At 30.0% G+C, this 23,342-nt stretch carries 17 protein-coding genes; 2 read left to right on the top strand and 15 right to left on the bottom strand.

Translation table 11 applies throughout. From position 1 onward, the window contains the following. The 13 genes from XO10_RS06485 to XO10_RS06425 all read right to left on the bottom strand — a co-directional run. A partial coding sequence (locus tag XO10_RS06485; protein ID WP_175421307.1) for an AAA-like domain-containing protein occupies positions 1-612 on the bottom strand: 612 nt, incomplete at its 3' end. Between the two features lie 549 nt (positions 613-1,161). Next, positions 1,162-2,712, bottom strand: a complete 1,551-nt coding sequence (locus XO10_RS06480) for a 5'-nucleotidase C-terminal domain-containing protein (RefSeq protein WP_014296780.1) — start codon at positions 2,710-2,712, stop codon at positions 1,162-1,164. 32 nt (positions 2,713-2,744) lie between these two features. After that, positions 2,745-3,638 (bottom strand): DUF89 domain-containing protein, encoded by an 894-nt coding sequence (locus XO10_RS06475; RefSeq protein WP_175421306.1) that lies wholly within the window; start codon positions 3,636-3,638, stop codon positions 2,745-2,747. A 96-nt stretch (positions 3,639-3,734) separates the two neighbouring features. Further along, positions 3,735-5,114, bottom strand: coding sequence for an RtcB family protein (locus tag XO10_RS06470; protein WP_175421305.1), 1,380 nt, complete (start codon positions 5,112-5,114; stop codon positions 3,735-3,737). Positions 5,115-5,193: 79 nt separating this feature from the next. Next, a complete protein-coding gene (gene sufU / locus XO10_RS06465; RefSeq protein WP_075780615.1) occupies positions 5,194-5,622 on the bottom strand; it encodes a Fe-S cluster assembly sulfur transfer protein SufU in 429 nt (142 codons plus the stop codon). Beyond that, positions 5,619-6,830 carry an aminotransferase class V-fold PLP-dependent enzyme gene (locus tag XO10_RS06460; RefSeq protein WP_175421304.1) on the bottom strand — a complete coding sequence of 404 codons (1,212 nt, stop codon included), beginning with the start codon at positions 6,828-6,830 and terminating at the stop codon, positions 5,619-5,621. Before XO10_RS06460 ends, sufU begins: the two co-directional genes overlap by 4 nt. Further along, the gene (locus XO10_RS06455) at positions 6,787-8,010 is read right to left on the bottom strand and encodes a SufD family Fe-S cluster assembly protein (protein ID WP_175421303.1); all 1,224 of its coding nucleotides are present in this window, start codon (positions 8,008-8,010) and stop codon (positions 6,787-6,789) included. The genes XO10_RS06460 and XO10_RS06455 overlap by 44 nt, the downstream gene beginning before the upstream one ends. 24 nt (positions 8,011-8,034) lie before the next feature. Then, positions 8,035-9,450 (bottom strand): Fe-S cluster assembly protein SufB, encoded by a 1,416-nt coding sequence (sufB, locus tag XO10_RS06450; RefSeq protein WP_303048671.1) that lies wholly within the window; start codon positions 9,448-9,450, stop codon positions 8,035-8,037. Between the two features lies 1 nt (position 9,451). After that, positions 9,452-10,222 (bottom strand): Fe-S cluster assembly ATPase SufC, encoded by a 771-nt coding sequence (gene sufC / locus XO10_RS06445; protein ID WP_075780612.1) that lies wholly within the window; start codon positions 10,220-10,222, stop codon positions 9,452-9,454. 159 nt (positions 10,223-10,381) lie between these two features. Beyond that, positions 10,382-11,203, bottom strand: coding sequence for a carboxylating nicotinate-nucleotide diphosphorylase (gene nadC, locus XO10_RS06440; protein WP_175421302.1), 822 nt, complete (start codon positions 11,201-11,203; stop codon positions 10,382-10,384). 4 nt (positions 11,204-11,207) lie between these two features. Further along, the gene (gene nadA, locus XO10_RS06435; protein ID WP_014296771.1) at positions 11,208-12,143 is read right to left on the bottom strand and encodes a quinolinate synthase NadA; all 936 of its coding nucleotides are present in this window, start codon (positions 12,141-12,143) and stop codon (positions 11,208-11,210) included. A 2-nt stretch (positions 12,144-12,145) separates the two neighbouring features. Next, positions 12,146-12,901 (bottom strand): aspartate dehydrogenase, encoded by a 756-nt coding sequence (nadX, locus tag XO10_RS06430; RefSeq protein WP_075780610.1) that lies wholly within the window; start codon positions 12,899-12,901, stop codon positions 12,146-12,148. Positions 12,902-13,000: 99 nt separating this feature from the next. Then, positions 13,001-15,520, bottom strand: a complete 2,520-nt coding sequence (locus XO10_RS06425; protein ID WP_175421301.1) for a DNA polymerase domain-containing protein — start codon at positions 15,518-15,520, stop codon at positions 13,001-13,003. 174 nt (positions 15,521-15,694) lie between these two features. On the opposite strand from XO10_RS06425, the gene XO10_RS06420 reads away from it, so the two are divergent. Next, a complete protein-coding gene (locus XO10_RS06420; protein WP_175421300.1) occupies positions 15,695-17,728 on the top strand; it encodes a methyl-accepting chemotaxis protein in 2,034 nt (677 codons plus the stop codon). A gap of 141 nt (positions 17,729-17,869) precedes the next feature. Then, positions 17,870-19,900 (top strand): methyl-accepting chemotaxis protein, encoded by a 2,031-nt coding sequence (locus tag XO10_RS06415; RefSeq protein WP_175421299.1) that lies wholly within the window; start codon positions 17,870-17,872, stop codon positions 19,898-19,900. A gap of 37 nt (positions 19,901-19,937) precedes the next feature. Here the strand turns inward: XO10_RS06415 and trmB are convergent, their stop codons facing one another. Both trmB and XO10_RS06405 read right to left on the bottom strand, forming a co-directional pair. Next, positions 19,938-20,885 carry a tRNA (guanosine(46)-N7)-methyltransferase TrmB gene (trmB, locus tag XO10_RS06410; RefSeq protein WP_175418372.1) on the bottom strand — a complete coding sequence of 316 codons (948 nt, stop codon included), beginning with the start codon at positions 20,883-20,885 and terminating at the stop codon, positions 19,938-19,940. A gap of 140 nt (positions 20,886-21,025) precedes the next feature. Continuing rightward, on the bottom strand, positions 21,026-23,188 hold the full coding sequence (locus XO10_RS06405) for a metallophosphoesterase (protein ID WP_014296765.1): 2,163 nt from the start codon (positions 23,186-23,188) through the stop codon (positions 21,026-21,028). Positions 23,189-23,342 lie beyond the last annotated feature (154 nt).

Raw genomic sequence — 23,342 nt, 5'->3', positions numbered from 1 at the left:
GAATATTTGCCCTGTTTCCTTTTCATGTTGTGAAAGTAAGTCATATACCTGTTCTTTTGTAAAGTATGGAAATTCCATTTCATATGCTATGTTATATGGACTTGCTGGATCATCCGGAAATATTGGTATGTATTCTGTTCCTGATATTATCACACTTCTTAATCCATATAATTCTTTTTTATGAAACATTGCTCTTATTATATGCAAAAGATCATTTAATACTTCTTTATTATCCAATTCATTATAATCATCTATCATTAATATTATATCTTTTTTCTGTTCTTCGTGAAGTTCATAAAAATAATTTTCAATATCTCTTAATCGTTTAAGTTTATTGTTTATTTCTATACTTTCAAAAAATTTATTTACAAAATCTTCGGAATTCTCTATATTTTTATAATCTTTAAATGATACATACATAGGTAAATATTTGTCTTTTATTTTTTCTTCTAACATTCTTAAAAAAGTTGTTTTTCCAGAGTGTGCAGGAGCTATTATATTAAAATATTCCCATCTTTCTATATGATTAAGCGCTTCTTCCGTTATATCCGGTCTTTCCACATAATAACATGTTTTCTTATCAACTGGTCCTGATGTACAAAACATCCTCATCACTTCCACCTCCTACTCTTCAATTATACCATATCAAAACAAAATGATGCTTTCGCCTTATTTTGTAAATAGTAAAATAGGGGCGAAGACTAAGATTTTCCCGAAGCGGTGATGACAGGATAGTTGAAAAAAATAAAAGCGAGTGAAGGCTCGCAGAGTGCCTGAGAAAATTGTGAGTGGAAGGGGGCAAAATCACACGGATGTGATTTTGAGTGAAGACGAACACGGACGTGAGTCTGCAACGACCCCTGAGAACGAACAATTTTCGAAGATCAGCACTCAAGTTGCCTGAAAGAGCTTTTATTTTTTCCAACACAAAAAATTTTCAAATGGAGCAAGGATCAGAAATTCTTGCCGTCTGAGTGAATATTATTTTTCTATTTTCAAAGATAAATTTCGAGGATTAGCAACCAAGTCGTTTGAGGAAGTTTTTATTTTTCTCAATCAACAACACAAAAGGACAAACACGGACGTGAGTCTGCAACGACCGTATATACTACTAAAAAAAACCCCTCTGGTTTTATACCAGAGGGATACAATTAAAACTTATTATTTTTCAACAACTACTCTTGGTGCATTATCATAATTTTCTATTGTTCCTAAGTGCTGAATGTATTCTTTTACAACATCAGCAAGAACAAATCCTGTATCGAATCCTTTTAATCCTTTTAACATCTTATAACCGTCTCCACCACCAGCAATGTAGTTATTAGCTGCTACTTTATATGTAGCTTTTAAGTCTATTGGTTTTCCATTTACCATAACATCAACAGGTTTCTTATCCTTAATCTTGTATGTCATACCACCAACGTGCAACCATGCACCTTTACCAGCTGGTATTGTTGCTGCGTATTCTAATACTTTCATTAAATCTGCACCTGTCATTTCAAATACATATGTTGTATTTCCAAATGGTAATACAGTTAAAATATCTCTATATGTAATTGGTCCTGGTTGAATTGAAGCTCTAATTCCTCCACCATTCTGCAATGCAACATCTGCACCTGTTTTCCAGATTAATGCATCTGTAATTAAGTGGCCAAGATTTGTATCTCCACTTCTTACATGTGCCCTTTCACCATCTAATAATATCTTTGTTTCTCCAACAACTTTATTTAATTCTTCTGCACCTAATGAATAATAGTAATCAGCAATCATTTTGATAAATGGATCTTCTGGAATTGGTTCTGTTACGTATTCATATTTTGAATGTCCATTTTCGTCTTTTCCTAAATATTTCTTTAAGTTAATAGGAATTGCTGCCCATTCGTAATCAACGATTTTTCCATTTTCTACCCATAAATCCAATCTTCCAAGATATTTACCCCATTCACCAGCCTGAACAACAATTGTTTTGTTGATATATGCTGCTTTATTCATTAATGTGTGTGAATGTCCGTCAATAATTATATCAATACCCTTAACATCTTTTGCTAATTGATCTGATGTTGTGTATTTTACACCAAGTGGTTGATCATCTTTACCATAACCAAGATGTCCTAATACAACAACAATATCAGCTTTTTTCTTTAATTCTGGTAAGTATTTCTTAACTGTTTCTTCTACATTTAAGAATTTTCCGCCATTTAAGTGAAGTGGTTCCAATACCTGTGTCTGTTCTGTTGTAACACCTAATATAGCAACCTTAACTCCACCAACATTTTTAATGATATATGGTTTGAATAACTGTCTTCCGTCTTTTGTAACAAAATTAGCTGAAAGGAATGGGAATCCAGCATATCTCTGTTGCATAAATGTTGTGCTTAAAGGATTATCAAATTCGTGATTACCTAAAGCCATTGCATCTACACCCATATAATGTAATGCAACAAAGTCCGGAATTGCATCTAATTGATCTGATTCTGGAACACCTGTGTTTACGTCACCAGCATGTAAGAATAATACATTATCATTAACTGCTCTTTCCTGATTTACCAATGTTGCAATTCTTGCAAAACCACCAATGTCAGGATTGTGATACTCACCATATGGCCATACATGTCCATGTGTGTCGTTAATGTGGAAAATAACAAGATGTGTTGGTGCTGCAAAGATAGCAATAGACAACAATGCAACCAACAATACTAAAAGCTTCTTCATCATAATACCCCCTTAATATAAGATTTTAGGATTTATTTTACAAAAAGATTCTTTCTTGAAAAGATTATATCCCCAACATCTACCTTTAATTCTCGAGCAACAACAGGACATTTTGCCATTAATGCAAAGTATATCTTTTCAGATTCTCCATTAAGACCTTCAAAATTCCCCTGACCCTTTGAGATAATAATATCAGCCTGTTTATACGCAATTAAAAATTCCTGATTAACATCGCTTAATAATGTACCTGGAATCTTGCTTCCACTTTCAATTACCTCTGATGCCACGTCTTCTAATCCAACTTCCTTTGCATCTTCTAAAGTAACGTCATTTATTACAGGAGCACTTCTTACAGCAGAAATAATATGTACTTCAGGAAATTCTTCCTTTATCATTTTTATAAACAACTTATCAAGAACAATTTCTCCTGCATTATCATGAATATATAATAATATTTTTGCCTCCTGAAGCGTTTCATAAAAAGAATCAAAATCATCCAGAGAAAAATTCTTTAGTTTTAAACTATTTTCAAGTTCCCATTCTAACTCTCCAAAGGAATTTTTTATTCCATAATCTATAACATTTCCAAGAACAGATAACTTTGCTGCATTTTTCAACGGCTCATCAGAATCCTTTAAAAACTTATACAATTCATCATAAGCCTCTAAAAATAATGCATTTGACGCCTGTTTTTCTTCTCTATAAAAGTCATGTGTCTTAGTTTCAGACTTTTCTCCAAGCTTCTCATAAATAACCCTTGCCAATTCTATAGGTCTTTTTCCATATTCTGAATATTTTAAAAGATCCGTAGAAACAGACTTCATCAAATCAAATTTTTCCTTTTCATCGAGATAATCAAAGTTCTTTCCTATAATTGTTTTTATCTGAGAAACTATACAATCTATACACTCAAACTTCGCATACATATTATTACCCCCGTTTCTTTTATTTCTTTATTTAAATTATAGAAATAAAAGTTTACAGTTTTAAAGATTTAAATTGAATATACCTTTTAAATTTGATTAACCCTTTACAACTCCAACGGGGGTTAACTTTGCAATCTTTCTGGATATTCCAATTTTTTCTATGATATCAACAACAGAATCTACATCTTTATACACTTCTGGTGCTTCCTCAATAATGGTATTTTTTGATTTTGAAATTATCTTTATCTTTTTTTCTTTCATTGAATTTAAAACATTTTTATAATTTAATCTTCTTTTAGCCTGTCTTCTACCTAAAACTCTCCCTGCTCCATGAGCAGATGAGCCAAATGCAATACTCATAGATTTCTCTGTACCCAGCAAAATATATGAAGAACTTCCCATGCTTCCAGGAATCAACACTATTTGGTCCGGAAACGCTCTTGTAGCACCCTTTCTGTGAACAATTAACTCTTTCTCTTCACCATCAACATTATGCTTTTCCAATTTTGCTATATTATGCGTAATATCATATAACAATTTAGATTCAACATCAAATAAATCCTTAAAAATATTTCTTATTTTATGTCCCATTATCTGTCTATTAACAAAAGCAAAATTGGCAGCAGCATTCATTGCAGAAAAATATTCCTGACCATATTTGCTTTTAAAAGGAGCATTTATTAACTGTTTATCTGGAATTTTTTTATTCCAATCTTTTAAATTATCTCTGAAAATTTTTATATAATCTGTTGCAACCTGATGTCCAAGACCTCTTGAACCTGAATGAATCATATATACAATTTGACCTTCAAAAAGACCGTATCTTTCAGCGTTTTCTTTCTCGAAAACCTTTTCAACAATCTGGATTTCAATAAAATGATTTCCAGATCCAAGAGTCCCTAATTCATCTGCTCCTCTTTTTATCGCTTCATCACTGACAAAATCCGCATCTGCGTACTTAATTTTACCGCTATCTTCAATATTATACAAATCTTCTGCCAAACCGTAATTATTATTTATTGCCCAATATACACCATTGTTCAGGATTTTCTTCATTTCCTTTACAGACAATTTAAAATTCGTTCTGGAGCCGACGCCAACAGGAATTTCATTATAAACTCTGGTTAGTATCTCATCTATATAATCTTTTATCTCTGAAAATTCGAGAGAGGTAGTCATTATTCTAACACCACAATTAATATCAAATCCAACTCCGCCAGGAGAAATAATACCACTATCAGCATCAAATGCTGCGACACCACCTATTGGAAAACCATAACCCCAATGTATATCTGGCATACCAAAAGAACCTTTCACAATCCCTGGTAATGTAGCAACATTAACCAATTGCATAATAGCTTCATGATATTCCTGGCTACGAATAGTTTGGGAATCGGTTAAAACATAAACAGGAACTTTCATATTTTTAAATTTTTCAACTTTCCACATATATTTATTTTCTCTTATAATATCCATTATTTTCCCTCCATGATAATTATAACATAGCATTTTATTTTTATAAACATTTTTAGAAAAAAAATGGAGGAAGGTTATTTTAACCTTCCTCTATTTCTTCCAGCGCATTTTCAAGTGTATGCCAGGCAAGAGTAAAACACTTAACCCTTACCGGAAATTTTGATATCTCAGAATAAACCACAAGATTACCAACCAATTCTTCATCAAAATCCTCACCCTGTGCCATTTTTTCAACCTCTTCAAGGATTTTTTCAGCTTCATCTAAGCTTTTTCCGGTAATTGCTTCACACATTAAAGCAGCTGAAGATTGACTGACAATGCAACCATGTCCCTTAAATCTTGCCTCTTCTATTTTGCCATTTTTTACTTTTAAAAATAGCGTTATTTCATCACCACAGGATAAATTTTTTCCATCTTCAGAAATTGTTGCGTCATCAATTTCACCCTGAAATTGTGGATTTCTTGCATAATCAAGAATAATATCAGAATATAAATCCTCTAAACTCATCTCAACCACTCCCTGATATATTTTAATCCTTCTATTAACCTATCAACCTCTTCTTCTGTATTGTAAAAATAAAAGCTGGCTCTACACACAGATTTTGTTCCAAGCTGTTTTAATAAAGGCTGAGCACACAAATGACCACTTCTTACAGCTATACCAAACTTATCGCTTAAAATCTGTGCAACATCGTGTGGATGAATGTTATCCACGTTAAATGTAATAATTGATGTTTTATCTTCTGGACCATAAACAGTGACAAAATCCAATTCTTTAAATCGTTTATTAGCATACTCAGTTAATCTTTTATCATGTTCAATAATATTATCTATTCCAATTTTGTTTATATAATCAATAGCAGCCTTTAATCCAACAGCACCACCAACATTTGGTGTTCCAGCCTGAAACTTTTCTGGCAATTCAGCAAAATCTGTATTTTCAATGCTAACCCAATTAATCATTTCTCCGCCATAATGAAAAGGAGGCAATTTCTTTAAAAGTTTTTTCTTGCCATAGAATATTCCAATTCCCATAGGTCCAAGCATCTTATGCCCTGAAAATGAAAGAAAATCAACATCGAGTTTCTTTACATCAATTCCAAAATGTGGAACCAATTGAGCACCGTCAACATGAACTAAGATTTCTTTCTCATGAGCAAATTTTATAATTTCCTCAATAGGGATTACCTGACCTGTGACATTTGATAATCCCGTTATTGAAATTAGTTTTGTGTTTTCATTCACATTTTTTAAAAATTCATCAAGGTTAAAGATTCCATTTTCTGGATTATAATATTGAACAGTAAAATCAAATGTAGAGGCTAACTGTTGCCATGGGACAAAATTAGAATGATGTTCTATAGTAGTAATAAGCACTTCTTTGGCTTTTAACCAACCGCTTTTGCCTATGGAATATGCAAAAAGGTTTATAGACTCTGTTGTTCCCCTTGTGAAAATCACTTCGCTTGTTTTAGCATTAATAAACTTTGCTACAGCTTTTCTTGAACTTTCATACATATCTGTGGCTTCATTTGAAAGCATATGCGCACCACGGTGCACATTTGCGTTATGATAATCATAAAAACCCTTTATGGCATTAGTAACTTCAACAGGTGTCAAAGTTGTTGCGCCATTATCAAAATATACCAATTTTTTTCCATTAATCTCTCTCTCAAGAATTGGAAAACTCCTTATCAAATCTTCTCTCGATAACATCTCTTAACGCCCCCGCATATTTAGAATTTATTTCTTCAATAACCTCTATTGCCGGTTCAAAATTCCCAAAAGCAATTTCCTTTTTAGCAGCATTTTTGGAATATCCTCTTGTCATCATATAATAAAGCTTATCCTCTTCTATTGTTCCTACACTTGCAGCATGTCCAGCATTAACTTCGTTTTCATCAACATATAATGAAGGGAAAGCCATTACTTTAGCCTTTTCAGATAAAACAAGATTAAAATCCTGCTCTTCAGCTTCAGCATTCTTTGCACCTTTTTTAATGTCAAGATTCCCTCTAAATATAACCCTTGAAGAATCCATCAAAACGCCACGTCCTACAATATGTCCAATAGTCTCTGGTGCATAATATCTTAAAAGATAAAACATATCTATTACTTCATCATCCTGCGTAAGATAATATGGATAAATATTAACCTTTCCATTTTCACTTGCTAATCGAGTTACAATATGTGGTGCAGTAACCTTTCCGCCGATGTTAATATCATAAACAGTTAATTGTGCATTTTTTCCTACATCAAAAAATATATTATCTGTTGAAATGTCGTTATCAAAAAGATTTATATTTATTACAGTTAATTTTGAATTTTCTTCCAGCTTTCCTCTTAACGTTTTAATCTTTGTACCCTTTCCCTTTGATTCTATAAATCTAATTAAAGTAGCTTCACTATTTTCATCAATATATATTACCTCAAGACCATATAATGGAGATTTATCAATAACCTCTTTTATCCAATAAACCTCATTATTCTGGTTTTTGTTAGTTTTTAAATAGAAGCCTGTGTTAAAAAACACGTCGCTCATTAACAAAAATTTTCTGTGTGAACCATCAAAATCCATATTATTTAAGATTTCAATACCTTTATTATCTATATCATTAATTGATTTAAGATTATCTGACATTAAAGAATTAAACTTTGCAACATATGGCAAAGGATTAAAACCTTCCAATTTACTCCTTTTCCACTTTGGAAATCCTAAAGTTTTATATTCTTCAAATCTTTTTCTTCTAAAACTTTTTAATTCATTACTTGTGTAAAATTTCTCAGCTTCTTCTATTTCAATTATACCATAATCATTATCTGATTTTATCTCAGGAACCTCCCATTCTGTAGCCAAAAAATCATTATGATTTAAAATAAGCGCTTTTTCGTACATTTAAAAATTCACCTCCACTGAAGCTTATCCTATAGAGGATTCAACTTCAAGATTAATTAATTTATTTAATTCCAATGCGTATTCAAGTGGCAATTCCTTTACTAACGGTTCAATAAACCCTCTTACAATCATGCTCTTTGCGTCCGCTTCGCTAAGACCTCTTGACATTAAATAATATATCTGTTCTTCACTGATTCTTCCAATTTTAGCTTCATGTCCAACATCAGCATCATCTGTAAACACCTCAATTAAAGGTACAGTATCACTCTTTGATTTATTGTCAAGCATTAAAGCATTACATTCAACAGAAGATTTAGCTCCTTTTGCACTTTCGGCAATCTTCACCCAACCTCTGTAAAATGCCCAACCGCCACCAATACTAATACTTCTTGCATTAACAACAGAACTTGTATATGGTGCAAGGTGAAATACCTTTGAACCAGTATCAAGATGTTGATTTGGTCCGGCATATGTTAATGTAATACTGCTATTCTTTGCGCCTTTACCTTTTAAGATAGTCATAGGATAAAGCATAGTTTTAAAACTTCCAAGAGAACCGGAAACCCATTCCATAGAACCATCTTCGTCAACAATAGCCCTCTTGGTGTTGAGATTATATGTATTCTTACTCCAATTTTGAATGGTGGAATATTTCATCTTTGCGCCTTTTTTTACGTATATTTCAACCATACCAGCATGTAAATTGGTTACACTATAAAATGGTGCAGAACAACCTTCAATAAACTCAACCTCTGCCCCTTCATCTGCAATAATCAAAGTATGTTCAAGCTGACTCATTCCAGGATTATTCATTCTAAAATATGCCTGTAATGGCAAAGGAACCTTTACACCTTTTGGAACATATAAAAACGAGCCGCCGCTCCATAATGCTCCATGTAAAGCTGCATATCTATGATTATATGAAGGCACGAGTTTCATAAAATATTCTTTTATTAAATCAGGATATTCCTTTACAGCAGTTTCCATATCAAGGAAGATAACCCCAAGTTCGTCTAATTCCTTTTGAATATGCTGATAAACAACCTCTGAATCATATTGTGCCCCAACTCCAGCTAAAGCCTTTCTTTCTGCTTCAGGAATTCCTAATTTTTCAAAAGTATCCTTAATTTCCTCAGGAACCTCTTCCCATGTTGCAGCCTTTTTGGCATCAGGTTTCATATATGCAACTATTTTACTTAAATCAAGATTTTTAATATCTACACCAAAATTCGGTTCATGGTAAGATTCGAAAATCTTAAAAGCTTCCAATCTATGTTCTAACATCCATTTAGGTTCATTCTTTGCTTCTGAAATCTCTCTAATAACCTTTTCATTTAACCCAGGAGGTGTTTTAAAAGCGTATTTAGCTTCATTTCTAAAATCGAACATCGATTGATTAACCATTATTTCATCATAGTTTATATCATTAATATCCTTCATATTACCACCCCTTTACAGTGTCAGCATCAACAAACTCATTTAAGATACTATAACCCTTTTCCTCAATTTCTTCAGCAAGTGATGCATCGCCTGTATGAACAATTCTTCCATTAACATATACATGAACAAAATCAGGATGCAAATATTTCAAAATTCTCTGATAATGTGTAATCATTAAAATACTCATATCCTCAGTCTTTAATTTATTAATAGCTTCAGCAACATCTCTTAATGCATCAACGTCTAATCCTGAATCTATTTCGTCAATAATTACGAGCTTAGGCTTTAAGAAAAACAATTGCAAAATTTCACTCTTTTTCTTTTCTCCACCGGAAAATCCAGAATTAACGTATCTTTCTAAAAATGATGGTGAAAGATTTATCTCTTCGCATAACTTATTCAATCTCTTGTTTAATTCAATAGGTGAAACCTTTTCATCAGGATGCATATGTCTGTATGCATTAATTAAAAACTGTCTCATTTTAACCCCTTCAATTTCCTGAGGGTGTTGAAAAGTCAGAAATATTCCTAACTTAGCCCTTTCATTTGTATCGAGGTTTAAAATATCCTTTCCTTCAAATAAAACTTCACCATCAGTTACTTCAAACTTTGGTGATCCCATAATAACATTTGAAAGTGTTGATTTACCAGAACCGTTTGGTCCCATTAATACATGTATTTCGCCAGGATTTATAGTTAAATTCACGCCTTTTAATATTTCTTTGTCATCTTCAATAACCTTAGCCTTTAAATTTCTGATAGATAATAACATTTTAATTCCTCCTTTTTTTGTCGTATTTTATTCTATTATCATTATACAAAATTAGACAAAAAAAGTCAAATTTAAAAATATAAATCATGTAAATAACTATTTAAAAATTTTTTTCTTTTACAATATATAAAAAAATAAAACGCCTGAAAATCAGGCGTTTTATTTCATTTCAAGAGAAAAATCTATATATTTTATTTCTGTGGTCAATTTTCCCATTGATATTATATCTATATTATCATCAACGTATTCCAGATAATTATCTTCACTTATTCCACCGGAAACTTCTATTATTATATGGGGATAATTTTCTTTTAATTTTCTTGCAGTTTCTTTGGCTTTTTCAGCAGAAAAATTATCAAGCATAATAATATCAACACCATTTTTTGCAGCAATAATAGCATCTTTTTCATTTTCAACTTCAATTTCCAATTTTTTTGTAAATGATTTATATTTCCTGGTTGTATTTATTGCATTTTCTATACCGCCATACATTTTTATATGATTATCCTTAAGCATTATACTTTCTGAAAGATTCCAGCGATGTGTATCGCCTCCACCATGCAATACAGCTAATTTTTCAAGATTTCCAAGACCTGGAAAAACCTTTCTCGTTGCTGCTAATCTGGTTTTACCATCTATTTTACTTACAAGATTATGAGTCCTAGTTGCAATTGCGCTCATCATAGAAAGAATATTCAACATTGTTCTTTCAACAATAAGAACATTATATGCATTTCCTTTAATTTCACCAATAATTCTTTTATCAACCTTTTCACCATCATTAAACTTAAAATTATAATCGATATTATATTCTTCAAATAATCTTTTTATAATCTCAATTCCAGACAACACAACTTCTGAATTTTTTAAAATTATTATCCCTGAAGCTTCTTTATCTCTCAATTCATACGAAGCTATATCAAAAAAAGAATTATCCCTTTCAATCCAATCCTTTAACAACTCAATCTCATATTTAAACATATTATCACTCCATAATTTTAAACATATTTAAAATAGGAATCTTTGCTTTTTCCATTATTTCTTCAGGAAGTTCTATTTCGTGTTCTTCATTTAATAAAGAGAGATATACATTCTTCAAATTATTCTTTTTCATATTATTACATATAGCAAGTTCTTTTAATGGATAAAACTTTTTATCTTTAAATGTATTTTCTAATTTATGAATCATTCCAACTTCAGTACCAATGATAAATTCTTTAGCATCATCTGTTTCAGGAAATTTCATCATCTGTCCTGTGCTTCCAATATAATCACATAAATCTCTTGCTTCCTTTGGTGATTCTGGATGTATTATAATCTTTGCATCTGGATGTTCTTCTCTTACTTTTTTAACATCCTCTGCTGAAAATCTATTGTGAACATAACAGTATCCGGTATCTCCTGGAATTGGAATAACCTTTTTACCTGTTTTTTCTGCAACATATGATCCCAAATTCTTATCTGGTCCAAATAATACTATATCTGAATCTATTTTGCTAACTACATCAACAGCATTTGCTGAAGTACATGTATAATCTGCATATACCTTACATGCTGCAGTACTGTTTACATACAATACAACAGGAGCTTCTGGATATTTTTCTTTAAATTCCTTTATTATTTCCGGAGTTAATGAGTTTGCCATTGGACATGTAGAACCCTTTGTTGGTACTATTATTTTCTTTGAAGGATTTAAAATCTTTAATGTTTCTGCCATAAAATCTACACCAAGAAAGAGTATCTTATCGTTTTCAATTTCCGTTGCCAATCTGGCAAGCTGTAATGAATCACCTGTAATATCTGCTATATCCTGTAATTCTCCAATTTGATAATTATGAGCAAGAATTGTATAACCTTTCTCTTTCTTTAATTCTATAATCTTTTCAATAAAATCTCTTTCAATAGCTGTTTGATTTATCATCTTCATCCTCCTATTTTGATTTTTGAATTTATATTTTTTAATAATCCTGCTACAGATAACGGTGCTAAATAACTTGTTTTAGGATTTTCAGAAGGGAAATTTTCAAATGTAAACTCGTAATTTCCCGCTATTGAATTAATTTTTATATTATGAATATTTCTTTCTACTTTAGGATCAGCAATAATTCTAACCTTTACCTTATCAAAATCCCTTGCTGCAAGCGACAATGTCACAGCTACATTTACATTTTTAGGAAATCTCTTTATCGCTTCCGTTGAACTTCCTTCAAATATAACTTTTTCCTCATCAATTTCAAGTCCGAGGCTTCTTGGAGGTTTTCTTGTTGTTAATGTAATTGATTTTATCTTATCGTTTATTGCATTAATAAGGTCAATTCCACCAATAGCTCCAGAAACAACGTAAACTCTACTATTTGATTTTTTTAATGCTTCCTGAAAATCATTTAAAAAATCTCTATCAGCAAAAGCACCTGTGCTTAAAATAATAAAATTCTTATTATTTTCAATAACAAACTTTCCATATTCCACAACAGCCTTTGTTGATGCAACTTCTATAACATAATCTATATCTAAATTCGCAATATCCTTTATATCTGCATAAGAAATATTATAAAATTCCTTTAATTTTTCAATTTGGGATTTATCAACATCATACACATAAACCTTATCCAATTCTTCTTTTAATTCTTCCAAAATAATCTTTGCCGAATTCCCGGCACCAATCAAGAAAATTTTCATTACAATCCCTCCATTTTGAAAATAAAATCACAATATATTTTAAGACTTTTATGTTTAGAAATTTTGTCGATTTTATATAAAAGTAATTATAAAAGTGTTTTAAAATAATTTTAATTGCTCGCTTTTATTATTAATCCCTTCCATTTTTTCAATTTCATTCTTTACCTCTTTTATAATTTCACGATATTCAGAAAACTGTTTCAACGTAGATAAAACCTGCTTATCAAAAAGCGTATAATAATCTATCTCAAGCTCATTTGCCTTTACGAGTTTAACAAATTGTGGCAAATGTTCCCTCTCTATACACGCAGAAACAAGTGCAACATCCTTAAACTTCTTATTAAAAATCCTTTCAACAATTCTATAATTTCTCCTATTATTATATTTTATGTGAAAATATAACAATTTATCATTTAATGTATATTTGAACTTATATATCTCTCTCATTAATTGAATTGCACGAACATGATTTGGAATTGTCTTATACTTATCAAAATCTATCTTTGTAACAGTCTTTGAAATGGCAATTTCTTCAAGAGGTGTTTGTTTTATAACATTATAATATCGAATTAAATCCTCTTTTTTCAACACACCATCTAAAGCTTTAATAAACAAATCCTTTAATATATCCTTTATTTTTCTTGGGGTATCAACCCTTACAATTTCAACTCCATGTGTAATAATATTTTTATCAAAATCATATCCAAAATAACGTTTCTTAACTCCAAAAAATCTAACAACCTTAAATATCTTATCAACTTCCACCTTTAAAGAATTTCTATTTATTATCTCTTCAGTATTGGAATATTTAACAACAAACTCTTTAGCAATATTATCATTTATATATGTTGCTATATATCTCCCAATTTGAACAACATCTTCCTTCGACAACTTTTCTTCACAATGTATCACATTAAATGAACTATCGGTATCAGAATATATAACCTCTGTTCTAAAAGATATCTTCCTGCCATTTATATCAACATCTTTAAATTCATGATTATTGAGTTTATTATTCATATATCTTAATGCACCGCGAGCACCACCTGTTATAGAAGCAGCTACACGTTTATCATGCAAAGGAAACCTTTCAGTACCTATTACACCATACATAGAGTTCAACAGAATCTTATAATTACTCTGTTTAATATCATATTTTATATATTCAGGATTATCTGGAGGAGTAGATTTTTTTAATTGCTTAAATTTCAAACGTTCTTTTAAAAGATACCTAATTAAAGAAGGCAATACGCCTTCAATTTCAAGAGTATATTTTAACGGAATATAATCCTTTCCTTCATCCTGAATCATCAATCCAATATCAACATGTTTTCCGTTATAGTTAAAATCATATCTAAGAGTTTCTGGAGAAAGATTAAAAGTTTGAATTGCATTTGGATAAAGAGATGCATAATCAAGTACAATTACATTTTCATATTTTTTATCTGGTGGCTGTAAAACAATAGCTCCTTTAAAATCAACATTTTTTGAACTATATATATTATAATTTTCCTTAAATGATTTTTTCTCTGGCAATAAAAATTGTTGTAAGTAATGTTCTATTGATATAGAAGGTGCCAATAACATATTTATAGGTATTCTAATTACAGATTGTAACCCGCAAATCAAATTTAAAAGATTTAATTTATCTTCCAATTCAACCAATATCTCAACATCTCTAAAAATATATTCTACAAACTTTTCAAAATTTTTCTTATAATTCAAAAATCCCATGTATTCACTTTTTCCTTCAATATTATGAATTCTGGCAATCTCATCAAGCTTATATGATGGTGGTTTCTCAAAAATATACTTCTTGTATAACTCCATATAATCAAGCAAATTTACACCAGGAATAGAATTATTAAACCTATATCCAGAAGGTTGTTTCTTATATGAAGAATACGGCTTTAATCCATCAATAGCTGAAATGATTATGTGATATTTCTTTCCTCTATTTATAATATATGGAATATCATATCCATTTGAATACCATCCTGTAATAATATCAGGAACCTTTCTCTTCAAAAGATTATTAAACGTTTTTAATAACTCCTCTTCACTATCAACAAATCTTATTTTCTTATTAAACGTATCAACTTTTTCTCTACTAACAATAATGGAATAATATTCTTTTTCATATGAATCATAATATGTAATAGAAATTATCATTCCTTTAGCTAAAATAGATGATGGAACTGAATCTTCAGCAATATCCTCATCGCCTTCAACCTCTATATCCAGAAACCAGATACGTTTATCCTCTATTCTTTCAGAAATATCATAAGGAAAAATATTTATAATATCCCTTCCATATATACCTATTCCTTTTTCTTTTAATTTTTTCAAAAAATTATTATATCTATAATACGAAATATTATTCTCAAAATTTACCTTTACTAAAGGTTTATTGAAAATATCCTTCCAATCTTCCTCAACATTTTTTATATCTGAATTTTTAAAATTATTCTCCCTTAACAACTGCACAATTTCTTTCTTCAAATGTCTTTCAAACAAAAAGGTTAGCGATTTATTTAATTTAATCCATTTTGAAAATGGCCTTTCTTTATAGTAAAATTGTTTATTATTCGGATTTTGCCATATAGCGGAAACATTCATAATATCAACTCCAATACTATTTTCATCAACTCCTATAATATTTATTATACTTTATTAAGAACTTTTTATCAACTTTTATTAACCAGATGAAAAAATAGATGAAAAGAAAATATTATATAAATAATTCTTGATTTTACAAATGATTAAAATAAATCTTTAAAAGGGGGGTAATTTGTGAAAATAAAAACAAAAATGTTATTATTAATGGTTGTTGGTGGGGTGATAGTTGGCATTGTTGGAGCACTTGTATTTTATGAAATATGCGTTTTACAATGTAAATGGAATGATTATATTGAATCAGTAACCATACGGCAAAAATTGGTCTCTGATATAAAAGAGGAATTTGGATATGGTGGAGCTATACATTCATTTAAAAATTATATCTTAAGAGGTGAAGAAAAATATCTTTCATTATTTGAAAAAAAGAAGAATGAAATTATGGAAAATATTGAAAAATATGAAAAACTACCTGATATATCTTCAGATGAATTAAAATCTTTAAATGTGATAAAAAACACATTACTAAAATACTATGAAAACATAAATCTTGTTAATTCTCTCAAAAGCAGAGGAAAATCAATAAATGAAATTGATACAATTATAAAAATAGACGATGAACCTGCTTTAAAAGCTTTTGACATACTTGATAAAATTATGGATAATTTAACAGAGGAAAAAACTAAAAAGTTTGAAGAAAATATTAAAAAACTAAAATACCTTGTAACTGCTGTTTCAATACTGGTAATTGCAATGATGGTTATAATTCAACTTTATCTGGTTAAAAGCATTAAACCGCTACATTTCGTAAAAGATAAATTAAAAGAACTCTCAAAAAGTGGTGGTGATCTGGTAACAAAATTAGAAGTAAAAACATATGATGAAGTTGGAGAAATATCGCGATTTTTTAATGATTTTACAGAAACATTTAGAAATTCATTATGTGGATTCTTTAACAGGTTTAGAAACAGTATCTCTAAATTCAATATAATAAACCATGAATTAAAAATATTTAAAGTAAATTTTGACGATATGGATAAATCGCTATTTAATACAAAAGAACTAATGGATAATATTACTTCATATATAGAGGAACAAAATATGAGCACTTTAGAAATCTCAAATAATATCCAAAAACTTGCAAACACATCTGTTGAACTCAGCAATATAGCTCACGAAATTAGTGAGGTTGCAGGTACAGGGAGAAAAAGTATTGGAATTGTAAATAAAACAATAAATAATATCTCTGATAATATGATACCAATAGTAGAAAAAGTAAAAAACGTCTCAAATAAAGCACAAATTATAAATGATGTTGTAGAAACAATTACAAGCATTTCAGAACAGACAAACCTTCTTGCATTAAATGCTGCAATTGAAGCTGCAAGAGCTGGAGAAGCTGGTAAAGGTTTCTCAATAGTAGCTGAAGAAATAAGAAAACTTGCTGAAGAAAGCAGAAGTGCTGCAGAAAGTATAAGAGAAAACCTTGGTGAAGTTATGCTTGGAGTTAAAGAAACCTCTGATATGGTTATTAACATGTCAGAAGATATAAAATCCGTAACCAAAATAAACGATAAAACATCTGATCAATTATATGAGCTTATAGATTCTGTAGAAAAAATTTCTATATCAGCTGATAATCTTGCAGCAAGTGTCCAGGAACAGGGTGCAGCTGTTGAAGAATTATCAGCTTCATCTCAAAGAATTACAGAACTAATAAATACCTTAAAAAATTACATGGAAAATATAGTTAAAGAAGAAAAATACATGAATACAAAAAACAAATATCTCTTTGATATAATAGAAAATGAAATTAAACAACTAACTAAAACTGTAGAAATCTTTTCCACCTTTAAAATGTTTAAAAAAGAAAATATTATTGCAGAACTGAAAAATGCAATAAAAAATCACGAAGAGTGGATATCAAAATTCGAAGATGCAATAAATAACAATACATATTTAATTGTAGAAGATGAATCTCAAAAATGTGAATTTGGTTTATTTATAAATGTAATTGGAAATAACATACCTGATGAAATAAACGATATATGGAAAAAAATTATAATCCTACATAACGAACTACACAATTATGCTAAAAAATACGAATATAAAAATCAGAATAAAAACGAAAAACTATTAAAAGATGCCAGGATAACATTATCAAAAATGAATGAATCTATAAATACCGCTATAAGAAAATTAAAAAATTAATTTATATACTCCAGGAGATTTTATTTTATAAACTCCTGGAGTATTTTTTTTGAAATATTTTATTTATTTTATGATATAATTATTAATAGAAAGAATTTCAATAATAAAATCAATATAAAACATATTCAAAGGGGTGATCCTATGAAGATTAAAACAAAGATGATGTTATTATTAGTTCTGGCAGTAGTTGTATTCACTATTATTGGATCATTTGTTTTTCTTGAAACAAGTAGTCTGGAAGATAAATGGATAGATTATATTGACTCGGTCACAACAAGACAGAAAATATTATCAGATATTAAAGCACAATTTGGATATGGTGGAGGTATCCATATATTCAAAAACTATGTTCTTAGAGGATATGACAAATACATTTCCGCCTTTGAAGAAAAAGAAAAGGCAATATTAAAAGATTTTGCTGAATACGAAAAATTACATGATGTAAGTCAGGAAGAATTAAAAAACCTTGAAATTATAAAAAATACATTTATGCAATATAGTCAAAATCTACAATTAGCAATAAAACTCAAAAAAGAAGGAAAATCAATAAGTGAAATAGATAAAATAATAAAAATAGATGATGGTCCAGCATTAAAAGCTTTTGGAGAACTTGAAAAAATAATGGACAAATTAACCAGGGAAAAAACAAACGAATTTGAAGGAAATATAAGACGTCTTCAATATCTAATAACAGCTGTATCAATAGCCTTAATCATTACTGTACTTGTAACCTTTATGTATATATTATACATGATGGTACCATTATATTCTGTAAGAAACAAACTTGAGGAACTTTCTAAAAGCGGTGGTGATCTGGTAAGCAAACTTGAAGTAAAAACATCAGATGAAATTGGAGAAATATCTAAATTCTTTAATCATTTTATAGATTCATTTAGAACATCTCTTCAGGGATTTTTCAATAGATTTAGAAACAACATCACACAATTTAACACAATTAATCATGAATTAAAAATATTCAAAACCAACTTTGATGATATAGATGATGCATTAACAAGAACAAAAAGTTCTCTGGATAATATTACCTCATATGTAGAAGAACAAAATGCAAGTACATTAGAAATATCTGACAACATTCAAAATCTTGCAAACACAGCTGTAGAATTAAGTAATATAGCTCATGAGATAAGTGATGTGGCAGAAAGTGGAAGAAAAAGTCTTAACAATGTAAACGAAACTATAAACAACATTTCTGAAAGTATGGTTCCAATAGTTGATAAAGTAAAAGCAGTATCCGATAAAGCCCAGATTATAAATGAAGTTGTGGAAACAATTACAAGTATTTCTGAACAAACAAATCTTCTTGCACTAAATGCTGCAATTGAAGCTGCAAGGGCTGGCGAAGCAGGAAAAGGATTTGCTGTAGTTGCTGATGAAATAAGAAAACTTGCAGAAGAAAGTAGAAATGCTGCAGAAAGTATAAGAGAAAATCTTGGTGAAGTTATGACAGGTGTCAACGAAGCATCGGATATGGTAATTGAAATGTCTGAAAATATAAAATCTGTATCTGAAATGAATGACAAAACATCAAATGAACTATATGAATTAATTGATTCAGTGGAAAAAATCTCAAATTATGCTGACAATTTAGCCGCAAGTGCTCAACAGCAAGGAGCAGCCGTTCAGGAATTATCAGCCTCATCTCAAAATATCACCGAACTTGTTAATAATCTAAAAGAAGAAATGGATGAAATTGTTGAAGAAGAAAAATACATGAACGATAGAAATATGGATTTATTAAAAATCGTTGAAGAAGAAGCAAATCAACTTATAAATACTGTGGAAACATTCTCAACATTTAAAATGTTTACACATAAGGATCTTATTAATGAACTAAATGGTGCCAAAGAAGCTCACAGAAGATGGGTAAAAAGATTTGAAGAATCTGTTCATAACAACACATGGCTGGCAGCAGAAGATAATCCTCACAGATGTGGATTTGGTGTATTTGTAAAAGTATTATCTAAAAATGTACCTGAAGAAATAAATGATATATGGTCTGAAATCTTAAAATATCATGAACAATTACACAATTACGCTAAAAACTTTGAATATAAAAATAGAGACAAAAATGAAAAATTATTATCAAATGTAAAAGAAACATCTACAAAACTCGAATCATTAATAGATCAGGCTATAAATAAACTAAGTTAAAAAAAATAACCCCAACCCTTTTTGGTTGGGGTTATTTTTATATTTCCTCAATTAACTCAGCAATTTTATAAACAGAAAACTTAACAGCTGGTGTTCTATACGGGATAGTTACAGAATCCAGTTTAACAAGCCATGAATTGGTCTTTTTATAAATAGCAACATAATACTGTTGAATAAAATCATCATCTGAAGAAACAACCTTTAACAAATATCTATCATTTATCATATCTTCATAAACATTATTTACAACAAACGTTTTATTACCTTCTTGAAACTTTTTATCCTTTAAATCCTTTAATTTATCAATATCTATAGAATTTATATTCTTATGAGGCATTTCACTCACTCCTTCCAGAATTCTCAAAACCTTATAATCTTTCACTTTCTTAGCAATAAATAAATACTTATTTCTTCCTTCTTTATCCCATTTTAACTCATACTTCGTTTTTATTGGTCTATTAAAATTCTCTATTATTTCCTGTGCCTCAAAAAATTCTGATTTACTAAAATTATCATAAACCTCCTGTGCATACCAGTCAACATCTGTAGCAAGTTCAATAGTTCCACCTTTTCTTAATACATCAGCAAGGGTTAAAATAAATGATTCAATAAAAATTCTTCTTTCCTTATGTCTTTTCTTTGGCCATGGACATGGAAAATTCACAATAAGCTTTGAAATAGAACCAGACGGAAACAATTCTCTGATTAACAACCTTGCATCACCTTGAATAACCCTGGCATTATTAATATTATTCTTATAAAAATTAATTTGAGCCTTATATAAAGCTGTTAAAGAAGTTTCAAAGCCAACAAAATTAATATCTGGATTCTCTTTAGCAAGTGCTGCCATATACTCTCCACTTCCAAAACCTATTTCAACATATAATTTCTTCCTATTTCCAAAAATATCCTTCCAATTTACAGGATACTCATCAAAAGTCTGCGGTTTTAAAAAATATTTTAAAACTGCTATTTTATCATGCATATCAATTCCTCCCAATAATTAATCCTTAACGTATAAAACATTATACCATAACTGACTTAACATATATAAATTCTTCAAAATATATTAAATTATTCTTATAATAAAAAACCTCCGGAATAAATCCGGAGGCATTATTAAAATCAATATTTATTTAATACAAAGTGATCCAATATTACATTAACAGGGAAGAAACCGTCTTCTTTTTTCTTATCTGTTTGCTGTGCAACACCTTTTACAAGAACCTTAACCTGATTTCCATCAACAATAACTTCTACAAAATGATGAATTCCTGTTATATCCTTTGTTGTAAATGGATACTTTTCATTGTATGATCTTACTTTACTGTATAATGGAGCTCCTCCTCCACCAGTTACAATATATTCAATCTTATTATTTGTAAATCTTTCATACATATGATAATGACTGTTGAATACAATATCTACACCATATTTTTCAAATACAGGTTTCCAGTAGTCAATAGTTGGACTTACAGGGTCTTTACCATACTCTGTACAATTTGTCCAGAATGGTTCGTGGAAGAATACAAATTTCCATTTTGCATCTTTATGTTTTTCAAGATCGTTAATTAACCATTGTGTTTCTCTTTCCATTCCCTCTTTATCCTTCTGCATTAAAAGAATATCTGCATCAAGAACAACAAAATGTGCATTTCCATAATCAAACGAATAATACTGTTCATTATAATCTCCGCCACCCTGTGGGGTTACAAATGAACTGAAATAATATTTTGAATTATATTCATGGTTTCCAAGAACTGGATAGAATGGAGCTTTTGCAGCCATATTCTTAATTGCCCAGAAAAATCCATCCCAATCACTCATAATTCTTCCATCCATTACAAGGTCACCAACATGAATTACAAAATCTGGATTTTCTTCAGCAATTTTATCTGCAACCATTCTATGTCTCTTATTATATGTTCTTGTATCTGCATATACAACAAATTTGAACTTTTCTGGATGATCAGCAACTGTTCTAAATGTATAAGAATCTGTTGTAACTCCTTTTGCTGCTCCATCTTCTACAACAAGTGAATATGTATATTCTTCACCAGGTTTTAATCCTGTAATCTTGAAATGATGTAAATTAGATACTGTATTATCTTCTAAAATCTTTCCATTAATTAATATCTTTCCTTTTGCTGGAACTAAAGTTTTCCAGTTAATATATACGCTATCCTTTCCTAAATCTGAAAGATATGGTCCCCATAACACCTTATTTTCTTCTGCGTATTTACCAACAACAACATCGGCTTTTATTTCTTCTTCACCTTTAACAACAATTTCTGGTGCCTTTACTGTGTTTACACCCATAACATCAACTTTAGCTGTATATTTTCCAGGATTTGCCGGGAATTTATAATTACCGTTTTCATCTGTATAAGCTACAATATACAATATTCCTTTATCGTCAAAAATATTTACCTTTGAATTTGCTATTGGTTTTCCATTTGCAAATTCTGCTTTACCGCTCACCATTGTATAACCTTTACCTCTAATATCAAGAGATGTCTCCAATACTGAAGATAAATCCTTACCTACAACAAATATTCTCTGGAATGTAACCTTTTCTCCATTTTTAATAGCAACTGTTTTAATTTCTGGATCAGCAAAGATATAAGAAATATGAATATCTCTTAATTTTCCATTTTCATCTCTTTCTGTTGTAGTCACACCATAAGCAATTTTGTCACCCTGAGCACCGATAAAATCTGTATCAATTCTGCTTACCTTATAACCTAAACCAAAAGTAAATGGTCTTGCATAACCAAAGAATGTAGCATCACCAAGAATCATCTTATCAATATCTTTTCCGCTATTATTTACAAGAGTAGTTTTAATAATAAGATAATTTGTTCCCGGGAATAATGTATAAGTTGTTGTAATTGCTATACCTGGAATATCTGAATGATGTCCTGTTAATTTTAATACTGCAGCTCCACCATTAGATCCATTCTTTTCAATATATATATTTTCATAAATAGCCTGTTTTGGCCAACCAAAATATGTGTGCATTTCATCAAACTGATCTTCTCCGCCACAATAAATAGCATCTAATATGTTTCCACCAGACTTCATATAACCATGATAATTATCCAATTGACCTATTAAGAAAGCAACCTTTTCATTCTTTAAAATATAGTCCCCAACCTTACCATCCGCTGCTGGACCTGGTAATAATTGTGATTTGTCAGTTACTTTAAATGCTTTTGCATTTGCAAATGCAAATACAGAAATCAACAATGAAAATGCCAATAACAATACCAGTGATTTCTTAAACATACTCTAACTCCCCCTTTTTTAAAGATAATATATTGCGATAATATATTGCAAACGTTTTCTCGCAAATATTAATGATACTCCTTTTGTTAAAAAAAGTCAAATATTATCACATCCCGTATAAATCCATTTTAGAATATTATCTTGAAATATTGAT

Origin of the sequence: Marinitoga sp. 1135 (assembly GCF_013363245.1) — a bacterium.
Classification (GTDB): Bacteria; Thermotogota; Thermotogae; order Petrotogales; family Petrotogaceae; genus Marinitoga; species Marinitoga piezophila.
This window is presented reverse-complemented; position numbering and strand designations above follow the sequence as displayed.

Coding starts and splice junctions, on each gene's coding strand:
- XO10_RS06415 (WP_175421299.1), top strand. CDS start 17,870: ATGAAGATTAAAACAAAGATGATGTTATTATTAGTTCTGGCAGTAGTT.
- trmB (WP_175418372.1), bottom strand. CDS start 20,885: ATGCATGATAAAATAGCAGTTTTAAAATATTTTTTAAAACCGCAGACT.
- nadC (WP_175421302.1), bottom strand. CDS start 11,203: ATGTTTAAATATGAGATTGAGTTGTTAAAGGATTGGATTGAAAGGGAT.
- XO10_RS06480 (WP_014296780.1), bottom strand. CDS start 2,712: ATGAAGAAGCTTTTAGTATTGTTGGTTGCATTGTTGTCTATTGCTATC.
- sufC (WP_075780612.1), bottom strand. CDS start 10,222: ATGTTATTATCTATCAGAAATTTAAAGGCTAAGGTTATTGAAGATGAC.
- nadX (WP_075780610.1), bottom strand. CDS start 12,901: ATGAAAATTTTCTTGATTGGTGCCGGGAATTCGGCAAAGATTATTTTG.
- XO10_RS06405 (WP_014296765.1), bottom strand. CDS start 23,188: ATGTTTAAGAAATCACTGGTATTGTTATTGGCATTTTCATTGTTGATT.
- XO10_RS06460 (WP_175421304.1), bottom strand. CDS start 6,830: ATGTTATCGAGAGAAGATTTGATAAGGAGTTTTCCAATTCTTGAGAGA.
- sufB (WP_303048671.1), bottom strand. CDS start 9,450: ATGAAGGATATTAATGATATAAACTATGATGAAATAATGGTTAATCAA.
- XO10_RS06475 (WP_175421306.1), bottom strand. CDS start 3,638: ATGTATGCGAAGTTTGAGTGTATAGATTGTATAGTTTCTCAGATAAAA.
- XO10_RS06470 (WP_175421305.1), bottom strand. CDS start 5,114: ATGGATATTATAAGAGAAAATAAATATATGTGGAAAGTTGAAAAATTT.
- sufU (WP_075780615.1), bottom strand. CDS start 5,622: ATGAGTTTAGAGGATTTATATTCTGATATTATTCTTGATTATGCAAGA.
- XO10_RS06425 (WP_175421301.1), bottom strand. CDS start 15,520: ATGAATGTTTCCGCTATATGGCAAAATCCGAATAATAAACAATTTTAC.
- XO10_RS06455 (WP_175421303.1), bottom strand. CDS start 8,010: ATGTACGAAAAAGCGCTTATTTTAAATCATAATGATTTTTTGGCTACA.
- nadA (WP_014296771.1), bottom strand. CDS start 12,143: ATGATAAATCAAACAGCTATTGAAAGAGATTTTATTGAAAAGATTATA.